Consider the following 17,940-nt stretch of genomic DNA (forward strand, 5'->3'; position numbering starts at 1 on the left):
GAACGTTCACTACCGTGGGTTGCTGATCGGGGTTCCTATGGATTCGAGTATCGACGATATCCAGCTGTGCTATGAAAGGGCCATCGGCGCTTATAACACTGGCCAGCTTGAACTCGCTCTTCAGCTCGTCGAGGACGTTCTGAACGCGTACCCCTCAAGCGGTGATGTCCTGCATCTGAGAGGGCTGATCGCTTTTTCATTGAACAAGGCTGAGGAGGCCGAGGACTGGTTCAAGAGGGCTATTGACGCGTCTCCCAACGCAGTCTTCTACAACAGCCTGAGCGTGGCGCAAGTCCGATTGAAGGCATTTCCTCAGGCGGTAGCAAGCGCGCGAAGCGGTCTGGCGTTTGCCGAAGATCATCAGCCGGATCTGGACACTTCGAAGCTGCTGTATAACCTGTTTATGGCCTTGGATCTGGATGACAAGCCGGAAGACGCCCGCGATATTTGCCGACGCACGATTGAACGTTATCCAGCGCGTTCGGATGGTCATAGCAATTTGGGCGTGTGTTTCTACCAGTTAGGAAAAATCGACCTGGCGATCAATGCGTATCGTCAAGCAATCTCGTTGAATCGAAACAATCTCGTAGCTCACGCCAATCTCGGATATGCATTGCTTTGCACCGGCGACTACGGGGAAGCCTGGCCATATTTCGAACACCGATGGGCAACCGTTCGAGTGGGCGATTCGCCTCCAGGGATCAAGCCTCCTGCCATGCCGATCCGTCGGTGGCTGGGGCAAGGGCTACCGCCAGGCGAAAACCGCCTGCTCGTTTTGGCCGAGCAGGGCTTTGGCGATACGCTGCAATTTTGCCGATATCTCGAAATGGCGCTCGGACATTTCACGGCAGTTGGATTCATATGTCCGGAACCGTTGCGTCGGTTGCTGACCGATTCGCTCTGCTCCCGGTGGCCCAATCTGACGCTGCTCGAAGACAAGCCATTCAACGCACTTCGATGGGACTGGTATTGCCCGCTCCTGTCGCTGCCCATGGCGTTCGGAACGCGAGTAGACAACATTCCCGCCGAACTGCCTTATTTGTACGCCGATCGCCGACGGTCGCGAAAATGGTCATCGAAAGTGGCAACGTTGGCGCCAAGTACCTTGCCACGCATCGGGGTGGTCTGGGCGGGAGGGCATTCGGGCTTGGCCGAAGATCACCGGCGCAGTATCAACCTGGAGACGATGGCGCCATTGCTCGCGTGGCGTGGGGCGCACTGGATCAGTCTGCAGAAGGCAGATGACATTTCGAAAGCGCTATCCCACGAGAAGTATCCACATGTAGTCGACTGGATGCACGAAGTGAGGGATTTTGCCGATACCGCAGCCCTCATCGACGCGCTGGATCTCGTCATTTCCGTTGACACCGCGGTCGCTCATCTGGCCGCAGCCATGGGGAAGCGCGTGTGGTTACTGAACCGGTATGCGGGCTGCTGGCGCTGGTTGCGCAATCGCGATGATAGTCCGTGGTATCCAGGCATGCGAATCTTTTCCCAGACCTCACGCGGAAACTGGACCGAGGTAATCGAGCGCGTCTTGTCCGAGTTGGAGTTCAACGCTACGGCTTTGTCGGCGGAGAGGGCGTATTGGCGCGACTAGTCGACCAAATGGAGCAAGCGGAACCGTCTCCTGGGCCATTCCGGCCGGCGGCTTTCGGGCATTTCGGGCGACCGTGTCGGGCGACTGCCGGCCGGTTGTGGTCGGGCGACGCAAACGCGTGAATTGTCGAGAGTCCGCTCCAATATGATGATGCTTCGGTATCTCGGGTGAAATCGGATTCTCCACTTATTATTTTGTATTCCTGATGAATTGAATGGTGAGAAATTGAAGCTGACCTTTTCCCCGAAGATCAACGACGAACCTCTGTTGCGCGTTGCGCAACGGCGTTGTGGGCAACAAGTGATATCGCCGCAGATGCGTTCAGGGATCGCCGAAAGGCCCGGTTTTCCATCGGGACTCGAGATAGCCAACGACCGATGCACCTCGTCATGCCAACGGCAACTTCATCGCGATCGACGGTATCAAGGGCGACGCGACCGTCACCAGGACGCATTCAGTGGCCGGTCATCGGGCGATCGAATCGCGTCGAGCCTTCCGGGTGTGATTCGAGCGTCCGTGCACGGTCGCCCGTGCGGCTCGATCGGTGCATTCGGTCAAACGATGCAGGGGGGGGCGCAGAAATGAATAAAGCAATGCTCGGGATGTGCGGTCTTCTGATCTGCGGGCTTGTCGTGACGCTGGTGGTTGTCCTCGAAACGGTACCGAAACCGAGGGCGAAAATCTCGCAGGCCGCGGCCAAGCCGGTGAAGGTGAGGTGAGGATGCGTGTTCTGTTGACATTGTGGGGGAGCGCGATTGCGCTGGCCGTCTGCGTGGCCTGGCTAGCCGATCGCCCCAAACATGGTGAGCCCATGCCACTTGCGTCTCGACTGATTCAAGGCTCGACGAAGCCGATTATCAGGCCGCCGCGCGAGCAGGCTCGGTAACGGCGGCTCGTGCAGTCTCCCGTGCCGGTCACGATCGTACCGATGCCGGAAACGACGTTCCGTTGTGAGGTTGAAAAATGCAACGTTCCCTGTATCGAATTCTGAGCGTCACGGCGCTCGCCTGGAAACTGGCGGTACCAGCAGAGAGGGAAACCATGGTCAACGGCACGTCGATCACTGATGCCGTATCGTGTAACCAGCACATGGTTTGCGCGGCGGTCAGGGTGACGCCAATTCCTGACTGCAAGCCCTCAGTGTTCACCCGGCAGGAACGAAGCGTGACAGCTCCTCGGTCACGTAGGGTTGTCTTTGGCGCGGGTGACGACAGCCCCTATTCTGCATCGTGCGTGTGGTTGGGATCGAGCAACTCCAGCCGATAACCGTGATTGTAGACAGCGCGAAGTCGAACACCGTTTTCGGGGCCGATTCGCAACTTCGATCGCACACGATAGATATGGGTGTCGAGCGACCGGGAAATATGGTCGCTATGGCGCCCCCAGATCGACTTGATCAGCGCGTCTCGTGGCATTGCGCGGCCACAATTCTGAAATAGCACAACGGCAACGGTGAACTCTCGAGATGTCAGTTTGATTGGCTCGTCGCTCAAGAACGCGGTCTCGGTCACGAGATCCAGACGGTAACGACCAATATTGATCGATGCCGGCTTTGAATTCACCGGATAGGCCCGTCGCAGCAGAGCACGTACGCGTGCGATCAATTCATGGCGACGGATGGGCTTGACCATGTAGTCGTCGGCGCCTGCCTCGAGCGCGACGACGAGCTGGTCCTCGCGCACGCGATTCGTCAGGAACAGCACGGGGAGATCTCTGCCGATTCGTGTGCGAATCCAGGCGAGGACTTCCAGTCCGGAGATATCCGGCAAGTTCCAGTCAAGCACGGCCAGATCGACGGTGTCGGTTTCGAGGAAACGGATGGCCTCTGCGCCCGCGGTGGCGCTCCGTACATCGAATCCCTCGACGATCAGTGTGTCGCGGAGAAGCGCCGCCTGTGCTGGCTCGTCGTCAACGGCAAGAATTTTCATTGGCACCATTTTTCATCGTGTTGCTCGAATCCGCGCATGCCTGCTTGCATTGGAGCTGAATAACTTTATGAGTGATTCGAAAGGAGATTGCAATGATCTGATTTAATGCCTCGTGGCCGTGTAGCAGGTCTGATTTGCGTAATAGAGTGGCATTTCTCGACAGTCCTTTTGTCAACTTTTATGAACTAATTGGATTAATTGGGGAGCAATTGGTGTGTGACAAGTGTTGTCAATTGCTGCTCATCACCGATATACGATGCGTCATACGGATTGTTGAAGCAGGTGTAGGGTCCGCTCCGGATATGTTTGTGGCTGGGATTGTTCGTAGGGCTGGGCAACGGATAATCATTCGCTGCCGCTAGTCTTGCGATTCCGCCGCGACAAGTAACGAAAGATGGAGCGAGTCGAGTGATGTTTTCGGGTTGTTGACTCGATCGACATCTTTTTTTGATGACGAATGGCGGTTTGTAATTATCTAAATGAGCAAGCTGGAGTCATATCGACAGTATCTGGATACAAAATCGAAACTGGAGTCTCGGATTGCTGAGGAGCGACGAATTGCCATGGAGGCGATTTTGCTCGAGATCAAGTATTGCATTCGAGAGTTCGGTTTTGTTCCGGAGGATATTTTTGCTGTCGATGTCCTGCGTCATGCGACCAAGCGGCGGCCGCGCTACTTTGATCCTGTCAGCGGAGCGACATGGTCGGGGGTAGGGCGTGCGCCCGAGTGGATTCGCGACAAGGATCGCAAGCAGTTCGAGATATCCAGTTTTGATCGTGAAGATTGAGGCGCTCGATCTTTGAAGTGAAGTGAAGGTCGGATGTTCCACGCCTCCAGGCGTTTGCGTCGCTAGTGAAATCGAAGTGCAGACCTTGCAACAAGTATCGATCAGTTGCCTGTATCAGGGCATGCGTGCGCGAGGCGCAGCGCTGCTGACGCTTTAGCAGACGGCAAGCTTTGTCCGGCGGCCGTTGGCGCGAATCTCGGGCTTGAGCGGCTAGTCGGTCTGCAATTGGGCCACGCGTGGCGCGAACAGGGCGTGATTGGGCTGCTGGTCAAGTAAAAGTGCGACCCGGAGACATTCGCTGCGGAACAGACCACTCGAGAAGATTTGCAGCAGGCCGTGCATGAAGACGCCATTTGCCTGCTCTATCTCGATGAGGTGAGCTTTTGCGGATCGCCGTGGGTCGGCGTAGTCGGTCACTACGAGGCTTGTGTTACGAAATCGAATAACGCGCAATGCAGACGTGGTGTTCTTGGCACTTTGGATTACGGTGCATACACACTGATCCATGCCACTTACGTCAGGCGCACCAATGGCTCAACGTCGTACGTTTCATTGAGGATCTAATCGCGGCGAACGATGGCCGTCCGACCGAGATTGTGCTCGACAAGGTGAGTGTCGAGCACGGCATCGATGAAGTGACGCGGAATCTGTAGATGAATGATTACTAAGTTGTACTGATGTATTTGTCTGCCTGCAGACCGAGCTCAAAAAGATCGGGATTGTGTAGCGACGACTGAAGTACCGATGGCGACGCATCATCACCTGGACCAAGGAAACCATTGGCGCTGAGCTGGCCGGCTAGGGCGTCAGTTTTGAAGAAAATCCTCGTGGGGACCTAATTATTATGAACAAAATATATCGAAGCATTTGGAGTGAAGCGCTGGGTGCGTGGATAGCGGCGTCCGAGTTGACGCACGCGCGCGGTAAGGCTTCCAAGAGCGTTTGCTTGCAGGGAAGTGTGAATGCGCCTGGCCGGAGCGCATCTTGCGTGCAGACGATGCGGTTCAGGCAGGGTGTCTTGGGATTCCTGGCTGTGGCTGGAATCCTGACGACAGGAGTGTTGCCCAATGAGGCGTGGGCGGGGGACATTGGAAATTGTAATGGCAATGCTGCGACTACGTATGGATTTAGCGGATCTCAGACTGCTTGGACTTCAGCTAATTGGTCTGGGGGCGAGGGAAACTGCGGAACCGGGACCGGGGTAATCATCGCGGAGGCCCCAAGCGCGAACGGTGGCGTAACTGGTTCCAGTGCCTACATGTGGGTCGGGGGGACCGGAAATAACCCCGCGGGCACGATTACGCTGTACGGCCCAAGCGGGATAACGCTGAGTGCTGGTTCGAGCGGGACAATTACGCTGAAAAACACGACGTCGCTGAACAACAACAAGATCACGAGTTTGGCGGCGGGTACGAATCCGACGGATGCGGTGAATTTTTCTCAATTGACGTCGTTGTCCACGTCGACGTCGACCGGCCTTTCATCGGCTGTCAGTTCGATCACCTCGCTGTCGACGTCGACTTCGACGGGTCTGTCGTCGGCGAGCAGCTCGATCACGTCGCTGTCGACCTCGACATCGACCGGCTTGTCGTCGGCCAACAGCTCGATCTCCTCGCTGTCCACGTCGACTTCGACGGGCATCAGCTCGCTGTCGACTGGCCTGAGCTCGGCTAACAGCACGGTGTCGTCGCTGTCGACTTCGACGTCGACCGGTCTGTCGTCGGCGAACAGCTCGATTTCTTCGTTGTCTACGTCGACCTCGACGGGTCTCTCGTCCGCGAACAGTTCGATCACGTCGCTGTCGACCTCGACCTCGACCGGTTTGTCGTCGGCCAACAGCTCGATCTCCTCGCTGTCCACGTCGACTTCGACGGGCATCAGCTCGCTGTCGACTGGCCTGAGCTCGGCTAACAGCACGGTGTCGTCGCTGTCGACTTCGACGTCGACCGGTCTGTCGTCGGCGAACAGCTCGATTTCTTCGCTGTCCACGTCGACCTCGACGGGCCTGTCGTCGGCGAGCAGCTCGATCTCCTCGCTGTCCACGTCGACTTCGACGGGCCTGTCGTCCGCGAATAGCTCGATCACGTCGCTGTCGACCTCGACCTCGACCGGTCTGTCGTCGGCTAACAGCTCGATCTCCTCGTTGTCCACGTCGACTTCGACGGGCATCAGCTCGCTGTCGACCGGCCTGAGCTCAACCGATAGTTCGGTATCGTCGCTGTCGACTTCGACGTCGACCGGTCTGTCGTCGGCGAACAGCTCGATCACGTCGCTGTCAACTTCCACGTCGACGGGCCTGTCGTCGGCCAACAGCTCGATTTCTTCGCTGTCCACGTCGACCTCGACGGGTCTGTCGTCGGCGAATAGCTCGATCACCTCGCTGTCGACGTCGACTTCGACGGGTCTGTCGTCGGCGAGCAGCTCGATCACGTCGCTGTCAACTTCCACGTCAACGGGCCTGTCGTCGGCCAACAGCTCGATCTCTTCGCTGTCCACGTCGACCTCGACGGGTCTGTCGTCCGCGAACAGCTCGATCACGTCGCTGTCGACCTCGACCTCGACCGGCTTGTCGTCGGCTAACAGCTCGATCTCCTCGCTGTCCACCTCGACCTCGACGGGAATCAGCTCGTTGTCGACTGGCCTGAGCTCGACCGACAGCACGGTGTCGTCGCTGTCGACTTCGACGTCGACCGGTCTGTCGTCGGCCAACAGCTCGATTTCTTCGTTGTCTACGTCGACCTCGACGGGCCTGTCGTCCGCGAACAGTTCGATCACGTCGCTGTCGACATCGACGTCGACCGGGTTGTCGTCGGCCAACAGTTCGATCTCTTCGCTGTCCACGTCGACTTCGACGGGCATCAGCTCGCTGTCGACCGGACTGAGCTCAACCGATAGCTCGGTATCGTCGCTGTCGACTTCGACGTCGACTGGACTGTCGTTGGCCAACAGCTCGATTTCTTCGTTGTCTACGTCGACCTCGACGGGTCTCTCGTCCGCGAACAGTTCAATCACGTCGCTGTCGACATCGACATCGACCGGTTTGTCGTCGGCTAACAGCTCGATCTCCTCGTTGTCCACGTCGACTTCGACGGGGATCGGCTCGCTGTCGACCGGCCTGAGTTCGACCGATAGCTCGGTGTTGTCGCTGTCGACTTCGACGTCGACTGGACTGTCGTCGGCCAACAGCTCGATCTCCTCGCTGTCCACGTCGACTTCGACGGGCATCAGCTCGCTGTCGACTGGCCTGAGCTCGGCTAACAGCACGGTGTCGTCGCTGTCGACTTCGACGTCGACCGGTCTGTCGTCGGCGAACAGCTCGATTTCTTCGCTGTCCACGTCGACTTCGACGGGCATCAGCTCGCTGTCGACCGGCCTGAGCTCAACCGATAGCTCAGTATCGTCGCTGTCGACCTCGACGTCGACCGGGTTGTCGTCGGCCAACAGTTCGGTCTCTTCGCTGTCCACGTCGACTTCAACAGGCATCAGCTCACTGTCGACCGGCCTGAGTTCGACGAATAGCTCGGTGTCGTCGCTGTCGACCTCGACCTCGACCGGCTTGTCGTCGGCGAACAGCTCGATCTCCTCGTTGTCCACGTCGACTTCGACGGGCATCAGCTCGCTGTCGACCGGCCTGAGTTCGACGAATAGCTCGGTGTCGTCGCTGTCGACTTCGACGTCGACCGGTCTGTCGTCGGCCAATAGCTCGATTTCTTCGTTGTCTACGTCGACCTCGACGGGCCTGTCGTCCGCGAACAGTTCGATCACGTCGCTGTCGACCTCGACGTCGACTGGCTTGTCGTCGGCCAACAGTTCGATCTCTTCGCTGTCAACGTCGACTTCGACGGGCATCAGCTCACTGTCGACCGGCCTGAGCTCAACCGATAGCTCGGTATCGTCGCTGTCGACTTCGACGTCGACGGGACTGTCGTCGGCCAACAGCTCGATTTCTTCGTTGTCCACGTCGACCTCGACGGGTCTGTCGTCGGCGAATAGCTCGATCACCTCGCTGTCGACGTCGACTTCAACAGGCATCAGCTCACTGTCGACCGGCCTGAGCTCGACCGATAGCTCGGTGTCGTCGCTGTCGACTTCGACGTCGACCGGGTTGTCGTCGGCCAACAGTTCGATCTCTTCGCTGTCAACGTCGACTTCAACAGGCATCAGCTCACTGTCGACCGGTCTGAGTTCGACGAATAGCTCGGTGTCGTCGCTGTCGACCTCGACCTCGACGGGCCTGTCGTCCGCGAACAGTTCGATCACGTCGCTGTCGACATCGACGTCGACCGGGTTGTCGTCGGCCAACAGCTCGATCTCTTCGCTGTCCACGTCGACCTCGACGGGCCTGTCGTCCGCGAACAGTTCGATCACGTCGCTGTCGACATCGACGTCGACTGGCTTGTCGTCGGCCAACAGCTCGATCTCTTCGCTGTCTACGTCGACCTCGACGGGCCTGTCGTCCGCGAACAGTTCGATCACGTCGCTGTCGACATCGACGTCGACCGGGTTGTCGTCGGCCAACAGCTCGATCTCTTCGCTGTCCACGTCGACCTCGACGGGCCTGTCGTCCGCGAACAGTTCGATCACGTCGCTGTCGACATCGACGTCGACTGGCTTGTCGTCGGCCAACAGTTCGATCTCTTCGCTGTCAACGTCGACTTCGACGGGCATCAGCTCACTGTCGACCGGCCTGAGCTCAACCGATAGCTCGGTGTCGTCGCTGTCGACCTCGACGTCGACCGGCTTGTCGTCGGCCAACAGCTCGATTTCTTCGTTGTCCACGTCGACCTCGACGGGCATCAGCTCGCTGTCGACCGGCCTGAGTTCGACGAATAGCTCGGTATCGTCGCTGTCGACCTCGACGTCGACCGGGTTGTCGTCGGCCAACAGTTCGATCTCTTCGCTGTCAACGTCGACTTCGACGGGCATCAGCTCACTGTCGACCGGCCTGAGCTCAACCGATAGCTCGGTGTCGTCGCTGTCGACTTCGACGTCGACTGGACTGTCGTCGGCCAACAGCTCGATTTCTTCGTTGTCCACGTCGACCTCGACGGGCATCAGCTCGCTGTCGACCGGCCTGAGTTCGACTAATAGCTCGGTGTCATCGCTGTCGACTTCGACGTCGACCGGTTTGTCGTCGACCAACAGCTCGATCTCTTCGCTGTCAACGTCGACCTCAACGGGTCTGTCGTCGGCGAATAGCTCGATCTCTTCGCTGTCCACATCGACGTCGACGGGCCTGTCGTCGGCCAATAGCTCGATTTCTTCGCTGTCCACGTCGACTTCGACGGGGCTCTCGTCCGCGAACAGCTCGATCACCTCGCTGTCCACGTCGACTTCGACGAGCATCGGATCGTTGTCGACCGGCCTCAGCTCGACCAACAGCACGATCCTGTCACTGTCGACCTCGACGTCGACCGGCATCGGATCGCTGTCCACGGGCCTCAGTTCGACCAACAGTTCGATGACGTCGCTGTCCACGTCGACCTCGACCGCGATCGAAGCCGCGAAAACGCATTACTACAGCGTCAACGACGGTGGTACGCAATCGGCGAACTACGCCAACAGCGCCGCGACCGGCCTCTACTCGCTGGCCGCCGGCGTCAGCGCCAGCGCGGCGGGCGCAAGCAGTGTCGCGGTCGGCAACGGCTCGAACGCGCAATCGGATGGCTCGGTCGCGATCGGTCAAAGCGCTTCGGCGACAGGCGGCAAGGCCGTGTCGATCGGCTCCGGCAACACCGCGAGCGGCGATGGCGCGGTCGCGATCGGCGACCCGAGCATCGCGACGGGCACCGGCGCAGTCGCGATGGGGGCGAACGACACGGCGACCGGCACTGGCGCAGTGGCGCTCGGCAACGCCAGCACGGCAACCGGCAACAGCGCGCTCGCATTCGGCAGCTCGAGCCAGGCCACCGCGGACAACACGATCGCACTCGGCAACCAGGCCACGGCCAGCGCCGTCGGCGCGCAGGCTTACGGCTCGGGCGCGACAGCCAGCGCCACCAACGCGCTCGCGTTCGGTTCGAACGCCACCGCGAACGTCGCCAACTCGATCGCGCTCGGCGCGAACTCGGTCACCGGCAACGCGGTCGCGGTGTCGAGCGTCACGGTCGGCGGCGTCACGTACCCGGTCTTCGGCACCAATCCGGTGGGCGTCCTGAGCGTCGGTTCGCCGGGCGCGGAACGCCAGATCACGAACGTCGCCGCGGGCCAGGTCTCGGCCACCAGCACGGACGCGATCAACGGCAGCCAGTTGAACGCGACGAACCAGGCGGTCAACAACCTGTCGACGTCGACCGCGACGAACGTCGCATCGCTGTCGACGGGTATCAACTCGCTGTCGACGGGCCTGAGCTCGACCAACAGCAACGTGTCCTCGTTGTCCACCTCGACGTCGACCGCGATCAACGCGCTGTCGACTTCGACGGCGGCCAGCATCGGTTCCCTGTCTACCGGCCTGAGCACGACGAACAACAACGTGGCCTCGCTGTCGACTGGCGTGACGAACATCAACAACCAACTGAGTCAGCTTTCCACGTTGATGACGACGAATACGACGAACGCCGCCGGCGTCGCCGCCGACATGAACGGTACCGGCTCCGACAAGCCGACCGTCACGGGCGGCTCGAACTCGGTGGCGATCGGCGCGAATTCGACGGACGGCGGCCGCCAGAACGTGGTGTCGGTCGGCAGCGACACGCAACAGCGCCAGATCGTCAACGTGGCGCCGGGTACGCAGGGCACGGACGCCGTCAACGTGAACCAGCTCAATGCGGTGCAGTCGACGCTGTCGACGGCGCTGTCAGGCCAGCAGGCACAGATCAACTCGCTGGGTTCGCAACTGCAGCAGACCGACCAGATGGCGAAGCAGGGTATCGCGGCCGTCGGCGCGATGGCGTCGATCCCGCAGCTCGACCGCGACGCCAATTTCGGGATGGGGGTGGGCACGTCGACCTTCCTCGGCCAGAAAGCGATGGCGGTCAACATGCAGGCGCGCATCACCGACAACCTGAAGGCGTCGATCAACGGCGGTTTCAGCGGCGGCCAGAAGGTGATCGGCGCCGGCATGCTGTATCAGTGGAAGTAGTCGCGTGTTCATGCACTGCCTGACGGAGAGCCCGGGCAATAGTAAGCCCGGGCGCAGCAAGGCTGTGTCAGCAGGCACTGGAAAATCTGATGTACGTGCATTGGAGATCGCTTTGGATAGTACGGCAGTGCATCGCAATTATGATGATCTTGTCGACGACGCGAAGCTTGGGCTGGCTCGGAAAGAGTTCTTTTTCGTTTATCAGCCAAAGCTCCGCCTTCAGGCCGGATTGCTGTCCGGGTTTGAGTCGTTAATACGCTGGCATCATCCGGAGCATGGTGTGTTGATGCCCGCGGTATTCATTGATCTTGTCGAGAATTCATATCTGACGAGTCAGTTTACTGATTACGTAATGACCGAGTCTGCGCGGGTGCTCGCCAGTTGGGCTGCTCTCGGATATGGTGGCTTGTCGCTGTCTGTCAATTTGCCTGCTCGTGAAATTACGCGGCCGGGAGTGGAAAAAAGACTGTCCTCGATTCTCGAGTCTTATGCGGTTCGCGCCGGGAATTTTCAAATTGAACTCACGGAATCGATCGATCCAGGTCCGATCGAGACGCTCGCAACTGCCATAGCTTCGATCCGGAACATGGGGGTAAGTGTAGCAATCGATGACTTTGGTTCAGGGTGTTGGTCACTGACTAAACTGCATCGCCTGGCAGTAGATACGCTCAAGCTGGACCGGTCCTTCATGCGCGATATTCATGAAAATATCGAATCAAAAGCCATGGTGGAGACACTCGTTGAACTCGGGAGCCGCTTGAAGAAGCGTGTTGTGATCGAAGGTGTCGAAACCGAGGCTCAGTTCGATTGGTTGAGGGAGATGGCACAAATTGATTGCCAGGGATATTACATATCCGAGCCCATCCGAGAGGAGCAGATAGACGGGTTGATTGAACGGCGTGGAATTCTGTGTTGAATGAAGCGTGGTTGTCGATGTCTTGCTCGGTGCTGCTGTTCGACGTCGACGGTGTTTCGCTGGCATCGCAATGTGCGCGATTGAGCCTGCGCGGTATATCTCTGACTGAGGGCGTGCTCAGTTTGTCAGGAACATATCAGACCGCAATTCGTGAATGATTCGGTTCGAAGTCGAGGGTAAAGCAGTCTCGAGTAAATGCTTCAATATAGTCCAGCATCATATCCGACGCGAGCCCGGCTTCCTGTTCGTTGCCGTCAGCTACTGCACGCGCGACTCTCGTGTGCTGCAGGCTTGCTGCCGGCAAATCATTTAACCGCTTGTGGTACATAAAGTAAAAGCGTCGGGACAACGCATATAACGGAGCAATAGCCTCGGAAGCGAACCGATTTCGTGAACACTGCGCGATAAGTTGATTGGCGGCGTATACGCATCTCAAGTAGGCAACGATGTCTTGTGATTCGCCTGCCGCGTCGAGTTTGTCCGCGATTTTACGGAGTTCCTCGCGCTCCTCGGAGGATGCGCGTCTTGCAGCGCGCCGTGCGATGAGGCGTTCGAGTTCACGGCGTGTTTCGAGCACGAGCAACTGATCATGAATGTTCGGGACAGTGATCATGATGCCGTGACGCGGCACGATTTGAAGGAGATGCGAAGCAGCCAATCGTTGTGCGGCCTCGCGAACTGGCGTTCTCCCAGTATTGAGCTTCTCAGCGAGGGATGCCTCCGACCAGACACTGCCGGGCGCAAGCTCGAGCGTCACGATCAGTTCTTCGAGTTCCTGGTGAGCCTGTTCGGCAAGGGTGTTACCCGTCAGTCCGTTCATGTGTCCGGTGAACCAGCAAAAAAATATTACTAACATATTAGCCTGGTCACCCCCTGTTTTCAACTCGCTGCTAAAGGGGTCAATGTTGGTGCGCGGGTTTACCCGTTTTGACCTTTAGTGAGCCTGTCGATATCCTACTGATATGTTAGTAACATCTGAGTGACATACTTGTCAGGGGGATGGGATTGAAGGTACGGAGGCGCCGTGCCAGGCGCCGATAGATCTGCCCAACTCGTTAAGGCTAGCGAGGTCGCCACGAGTGCCGCCGATATGGATGCCAGAGTGCCTGGCAGTTTCGTGACGATCTGCCGGTGGCTGTCTGTGGACCTGCATCCTTGGTGTCGCTCGTTGGTTCGAGTCAGTCGGGGCACTATCGACAGAGATAGCAGCGGCTTTTCGCAATTTGATGTCCGGGCAGCATCAACGCTAGCCGGTTTGATTTCTTCAACCTCGGTGAGTGCGGCTTCATTGGAATCGCATACGACATTCGCGAATTGAAGTTCACCTGCGTGATGACAGCCGCAGGGGGTAAATGAGTACTTGGCAAGAGAAGTAGGCATCGAGCGCGAAAAGGGGACGAAAAGGGGACGAAAAGATCCGCTATCCCGTCATGAAAAACTTCAATGGGTGCGGGAATGCTTGCGCGCTCATCACCGAGCGCGTGTTGTCTGAAACAAAGGGCGGCAGACTTGTTTTTATCGATGTAGGAACGTACGCAAATGCGTGCGGCGACCTGCTAGGGCAATGTTGATCGGCTATGGGCTGAATTGATGTGAAGTTTGAGTGACGATGATTTCAATCGATCGGTAGTTATTAAAAAAATATAATATTTTTGTTTGTATGTTCGGGCGATCGATTTTGGGTGGGTTGAAAATTAATCGAGTCGATGAAGGCTGGGGGTGTTATGAGTATCTTGTTAGTGGAAGGAGATCCAGGTCAGGCGTCAGCATTTGAAAAGGCGCTGAGAGGGTCAAATCGAGAAATTTCGCTGGCATGTGATAGTGCGCGAGCCGTCCAGTTTCTGAGAAAGAAAATGGCGGAACTCATTGTGCTTGACTGGCGAATTCCGGATGCCAATGGTCTGAATTTGCTGCACTGGATTCGGGCCAATCTTGGAAACGAACCCATCGTTTTATTTTTGGCTGCGAGAACGCTTGAGGCAGATATTGCCGCCGCATTGGATGCGGGGGCCGACGAGTACATTGGTAAGCCTTTTCGCGAGATTGAGTTGGTGGCTCGAATCAATGCTTTGTTGCGGCGAAATGGTCGCAATAAGAAACTCGATAATAGAATTGAGGTTGGGGCGTATGTTGTGAATCCGCTTATGCGAACCATAGCCCTGCACGGCAAAAACGTTGATTTGACTGCAAAGGAATTTTCCTTGGCAAGTTGCCTGTTCAATAATCTTGGAAGCGTGGTCTCCCGAGATGCCTTGTCGACGCTGGCATGGGGGAGGGCGCTGGATGGAACGTCGCGAAGCCTTGACACCCACATCTATCGACTTCGTCAGAAATTGGCGCTTCGTCCGGAAAACGGCTTTCAATTGAGCGCTGCGTATACGCACGGCTATCGGCTCGATATGGTCGACGATTTCTCGATGGCGGAGAATTTCATGGTCCCTGGTCAGGTCGCGCGGGGTGCGATGACCGAGGGTGCTGCTTCCGGCAGCCTTAAAAATGCCGCTTGATTCGTCCGGTTAATGGGGGGAAGTGAGAGCGATCCGAGGTGTTCCTCGTGGTGATTGGGCGAGCGAGATCTTCGTGACCTGACCCTGCGACAAGACGAGTTCGACGGATGATCTGTCGACGAACGGAACGTGCGGATCTTGCACGGCGTCTGGATTCGGGGCGGGCTGGTGAAGAATACGTGCGAGCGCCACGATGTTTCGGAGCAGAAGTTTGATCGAGGACGCAACAAGCCCGGCGGGGTGAAGGTGGTCGACGTGCGCCGGCGCAGGAAGATCGGATCGGAGAGCGATCGGTTTGAAGCGCCGGATGTCACGACCCGGTCGGATGCGGGGCTCGCGCAAGGCAAGGCATTTTGACCATTCTCTGTGAACATGCGGCTTGGGGGCGGGTTGCGTCCGCGCGCGCAACCCGCCGACGCCGCGCAGCAGAGGACGCTTCTCCTTCCGACCGATGAGCGGTCGATCAGGCGTTCACGACTGCCGGTCAAGTGTCGGCTACGAGGCGGCAGGGCGACAAACTGCTCGGATCCCGAGGGGAGGGCCGCTGTTACGAACTGCCTGCGCCTGGAGCACGACCATATGTTTGCACCCCATTTATTTTGGCCGGACTCGCTCGTGATATACGGGAATCCCCGAGGTGCCACGGCCGCTGCTGCATCGCCATCGCGATGGACCGAGCAAGCAACTCACGGCATCCTCCGGGATGCTGCCGTCGGCGCTCAGGCTTTTTCCTAAGCCATTGTTCTTGCAGGATATATTCATTGCGAATCCTGCCTTTTCCACGTCGCCTCAAGCCCAATCTCAAGCGAACAAAGTACCGGGTCGAGCGAACCTCGCTGCCCCGAAAATTCCTCCGGCTCCCCTTCTTGAATTTGTCAAAACCCGTCCATATAATTAGCACTCGCTGCACGAGAGTGCTAACAATTCTCTGCCGGGCGATTTGCCGGGCAGATTCCCTAAGCGTTCTTCAATCTCAGTCAAGAGAGGAGTGAATATGAACCTTCGTCCTTTGCACGATCGCGTGATCGTCAAGCGTCTGGATCAGGAAACCAAGACCGCCTCGGGCATCGTCATCCCCGAAGCCGCTGCTGAAAAGCCGGATCAAGGCGAGATCCTCGCGGTCGGCCCGGGCAAGCGTGACGACAAGGGTGCCCCGATCGCGCTCGACGTGAAGGTCGGCGATCGCGTCCTGTTCGGCAAGTACGCAGGCCAGACCGTGAAGGTCGACGGCCAGGAACTGCTGGTCATGCGCGAAGAAGACATCATGGCCGTGGTCAACGCTAACTAAGCGTCCACCGACGGTACATATTCCCAAGAATTCAAGGAGTTAGAAGATGGCAGCTAAAGACGTCGTATTCGGCGATTCCGCCCGTTCGAAGATGGTCGAAGGCGTGAACATTCTCGCCAACGCAGTCAAGGTCACGCTGGGTCCGAAGGGCCGCAACGTGGTGCTCGAGCGCAGCTTCGGCGGCCCGACGGTCACCAAGGACGGTGTGTCGGTCGCGAAGGAAATCGAGCTGAAGGACAAGCTCCAGAACATGGGCGCGCAAATGGTCAAGGAAGTCGCTTCCAAAACCAGCGACAACGCAGGCGACGGCACGACGACGGCAACCGTCCTCGCGCAATCGATCGTTCGCGAAGGCATGAAGTACGTCGCATCGGGCATGAACCCGATGGACCTGAAGCGCGGCATCGACAAGGCAGTCGCAGCGGCTGTCGAAGAGCTGAAGAAGATCAGCAAGCCGTGCACGACGAACAAGGAAATCGCACAGGTCGGCTCGATCTCGGCGAACAGCGATTCGTCGATCGGCGATCGCATCGCTGAAGCGATGGACAAGGTCGGCAAGGAAGGCGTGATCACCGTCGAAGACGGCAAGTCGCTGGCCGACGAACTCGACGTCGTCGAAGGCATGCAATTCGACCGCGGCTACCTGTCGCCGTACTTCATCAACAACCCGGACAAGCAAGTCGCCGTCCTCGACAACCCGTTCGTGCTGCTGCACGACAAGAAGGTGTCGAACATCCGTGATCTGCTGCCGGTACTCGAGCAAGTCGCGAAGGCTGGCCGTCCGCTGCTGATCATCGCTGAAGACGTCGAAGGCGAAGCGCTCGCAACGCTGGTCGTCAACAACATCCGCGGCATCCTGAAGACCGTTGCGGTCAAGGCACCGGGCTTCGGCGATCGTCGCAAGGCGATGCTGGAAGACATCGCGATCCTGACCGGTGGTCAAGTGGTTGCGGAAGAAACCGGCCTGACGCTCGAGAAGGCAACGCTGGCAGAACTGGGCCAGGCGAAGCGCATCGAAGTGGGCAAGGAAAACACGACGATCATCGACGGCGCAGGCGAAGCCGTGAACATCGAAGCACGCGTGAAGCAAGTGCGCGCGCAAATCGAAGAAGCGACGTCGGACTACGACCGTGAAAAGCTGCAAGAGCGCGTGGCCAAGCTGGCCGGCGGCGTGGCAGTGATCAAGGTCGGTGCTGCGACCGAAGTCGAAATGAAGGAAAAGAAGGCGCGTGTCGAAGACGCACTGCACGCAACGCGCGCGGCTGTGGAAGAAGGCATCGTGGCAGGTGGCGGCGTCGCGCTGATCCGCGCACGCACCGCGATCGCAGGCCTGACCGGCCTGAACGCCGACCAGAACGCCGGCATCAAGATCGTGCTGCGCGCCATGGAAGAGCCGCTGCGCCAGATCGTCACGAACGGCGGCGAAGAAGCCAGCGTCGTGGTGGCGGCAGTTGCTGCAGGCACGGGCAACTACGGCTACAACGCAGCGACGGGCGAGTACGTCGACATGGTCGAAGCCGGCGTCGTCGACCCGACCAAGGTCACGCGCACCGCACTGCAGAACGCAGCTTCGGTTGCAGGCCTGCTGCTGACGACGGACGCAGCCGTTGCAGAACTGCCGAAGGAAGATGCACCGATGGCTGGCGGCATGCCGGGCGGCATGGGCGGCATGGGCATGGACATGTAATCGACTTCGGTCGATGGTGTCCGGAGCGCGCAGCGATGCGCGTTCCAGCCAAAAGAAAAGACCCGCAGCGATGCGGGTCTTTTTTATTTGCACGCGGGATTGGATGCGTGCGCGGGCAGGCCGGGTGTCACGCCCGATGGGG

The 17,940-nt window shown here is 58.4% G+C and carries 10 protein-coding genes and 2 pseudogenes; 9 read left to right on the forward strand and 3 right to left on the reverse strand.

Annotation, left to right across the window (positions count from 1 at the left end; all coding sequences use genetic code 11):
- Positions 1–37 precede the first annotated feature (37 nt).
- Entirely contained in the window at positions 38–1,600 is a 1,563-nt protein-coding gene (locus R9B84_RS04255) for a tetratricopeptide repeat protein (RefSeq protein WP_423759336.1), read from the forward strand.
- A 1,217-nt stretch (positions 1,601–2,817) separates the two neighbouring features.
- Here the strand turns inward: R9B84_RS04255 and R9B84_RS04260 are convergent.
- The gene (locus tag R9B84_RS04260; protein WP_423759337.1) at positions 2,818–3,528 is read right to left on the reverse strand and encodes a response regulator transcription factor; all 711 of its coding nucleotides are present in this window, start codon (positions 3,526–3,528) and stop codon (positions 2,818–2,820) included.
- A gap of 479 nt (positions 3,529–4,007) precedes the next feature.
- Between R9B84_RS04260 and R9B84_RS04265 the strand changes: the two genes are divergently transcribed.
- Positions 4,008–4,316, forward strand: coding sequence for an H-NS family nucleoid-associated regulatory protein (locus tag R9B84_RS04265; protein WP_423759338.1), 309 nt, complete (start codon positions 4,008–4,010; stop codon positions 4,314–4,316).
- A 210-nt stretch (positions 4,317–4,526) separates the two neighbouring features.
- On the opposite strand, the gene R9B84_RS04270 is transcribed toward R9B84_RS04265, so the two are convergent.
- On the reverse strand, positions 4,527–4,733 hold the full coding sequence (locus R9B84_RS04270; protein ID WP_423759339.1) for a hypothetical protein: 207 nt from the start codon (positions 4,731–4,733) through the stop codon (positions 4,527–4,529).
- A gap of 427 nt (positions 4,734–5,160) precedes the next feature.
- Between R9B84_RS04270 and R9B84_RS04275 the strand changes: the two are divergent.
- The 3 genes and pseudogenes from R9B84_RS04275 to R9B84_RS04285 form a co-directional block, all read left to right on the forward strand.
- Positions 5,161–5,226, forward strand: a pseudogene (locus tag R9B84_RS04275) (ESPR domain-containing protein); the annotation flags it as partial.
- 429 nt (positions 5,227–5,655) lie between these two features.
- Positions 5,656–11,400: pseudogene (locus R9B84_RS04280) on the forward strand (YadA family autotransporter adhesin); the annotation flags it as partial.
- A gap of 10 nt (positions 11,401–11,410) precedes the next feature.
- Positions 11,411–12,316, forward strand: coding sequence for an EAL domain-containing protein (locus tag R9B84_RS04285; RefSeq protein ID WP_423759340.1), 906 nt, complete (start codon positions 11,411–11,413; stop codon positions 12,314–12,316).
- A gap of 136 nt (positions 12,317–12,452) precedes the next feature.
- Here the strand turns inward: R9B84_RS04285 and R9B84_RS04290 are convergent, their stop codons facing one another.
- Positions 12,453–13,136, reverse strand: coding sequence for a GntR family transcriptional regulator (locus R9B84_RS04290; RefSeq protein WP_423759341.1), 684 nt, complete (start codon positions 13,134–13,136; stop codon positions 12,453–12,455).
- Positions 13,137–14,040: 904 nt separating this feature from the next.
- Between R9B84_RS04290 and R9B84_RS04295 the strand changes: the two genes are divergently transcribed.
- The 4 genes from R9B84_RS04295 to groL all read left to right on the forward strand — a co-directional run bounded on the left by R9B84_RS04295 (position 14,041) and on the right by groL (position 17,798).
- On the forward strand, positions 14,041–14,823 hold the full coding sequence (locus tag R9B84_RS04295; RefSeq protein WP_423759342.1) for a response regulator transcription factor: 783 nt from the start codon (positions 14,041–14,043) through the stop codon (positions 14,821–14,823).
- A gap of 129 nt (positions 14,824–14,952) precedes the next feature.
- Entirely contained in the window at positions 14,953–15,180 is a 228-nt protein-coding gene (locus R9B84_RS04300; protein ID WP_423759343.1) for a hypothetical protein, read from the forward strand.
- A gap of 637 nt (positions 15,181–15,817) precedes the next feature.
- Positions 15,818–16,111, forward strand: coding sequence for a co-chaperone GroES (locus R9B84_RS04305; RefSeq protein ID WP_026044985.1), 294 nt, complete (start codon positions 15,818–15,820; stop codon positions 16,109–16,111).
- A 46-nt stretch (positions 16,112–16,157) separates the two neighbouring features.
- Positions 16,158–17,798, forward strand: coding sequence for a chaperonin GroEL (gene groL, locus R9B84_RS04310; protein ID WP_262541215.1), 1,641 nt, complete (start codon positions 16,158–16,160; stop codon positions 17,796–17,798).
- The last annotated feature ends 142 nt before the right edge of the window (positions 17,799–17,940 follow it).

The organism is Burkholderia sp. NLJ2 (assembly GCF_049487195.1).
GTDB classification, from domain to species: domain Bacteria; phylum Pseudomonadota; class Gammaproteobacteria; order Burkholderiales; family Burkholderiaceae; genus Burkholderia; species Burkholderia pyrrocinia.

Coding starts and splice junctions, on each gene's coding strand:
- R9B84_RS04255 (WP_423759336.1), top strand. CDS start 38: ATGGATTCGAGTATCGACGATATCCAGCTGTGCTATGAAAGGGCCATC.
- R9B84_RS04260 (WP_423759337.1), bottom strand. CDS start 3,528: ATGAAAATTCTTGCCGTTGACGACGAGCCAGCACAGGCGGCGCTTCTC.
- R9B84_RS04265 (WP_423759338.1), top strand. CDS start 4,008: ATGAGCAAGCTGGAGTCATATCGACAGTATCTGGATACAAAATCGAAA.
- R9B84_RS04285 (WP_423759340.1), top strand. CDS start 11,411: ATGCACTGCCTGACGGAGAGCCCGGGCAATAGTAAGCCCGGGCGCAGC.
- R9B84_RS04290 (WP_423759341.1), bottom strand. CDS start 13,136: ATGAACGGACTGACGGGTAACACCCTTGCCGAACAGGCTCACCAGGAA.
- R9B84_RS04295 (WP_423759342.1), top strand. CDS start 14,041: ATGAGTATCTTGTTAGTGGAAGGAGATCCAGGTCAGGCGTCAGCATTT.
- R9B84_RS04305 (WP_026044985.1), top strand. CDS start 15,818: ATGAACCTTCGTCCTTTGCACGATCGCGTGATCGTCAAGCGTCTGGAT.
- groL (WP_262541215.1), top strand. CDS start 16,158: ATGGCAGCTAAAGACGTCGTATTCGGCGATTCCGCCCGTTCGAAGATG.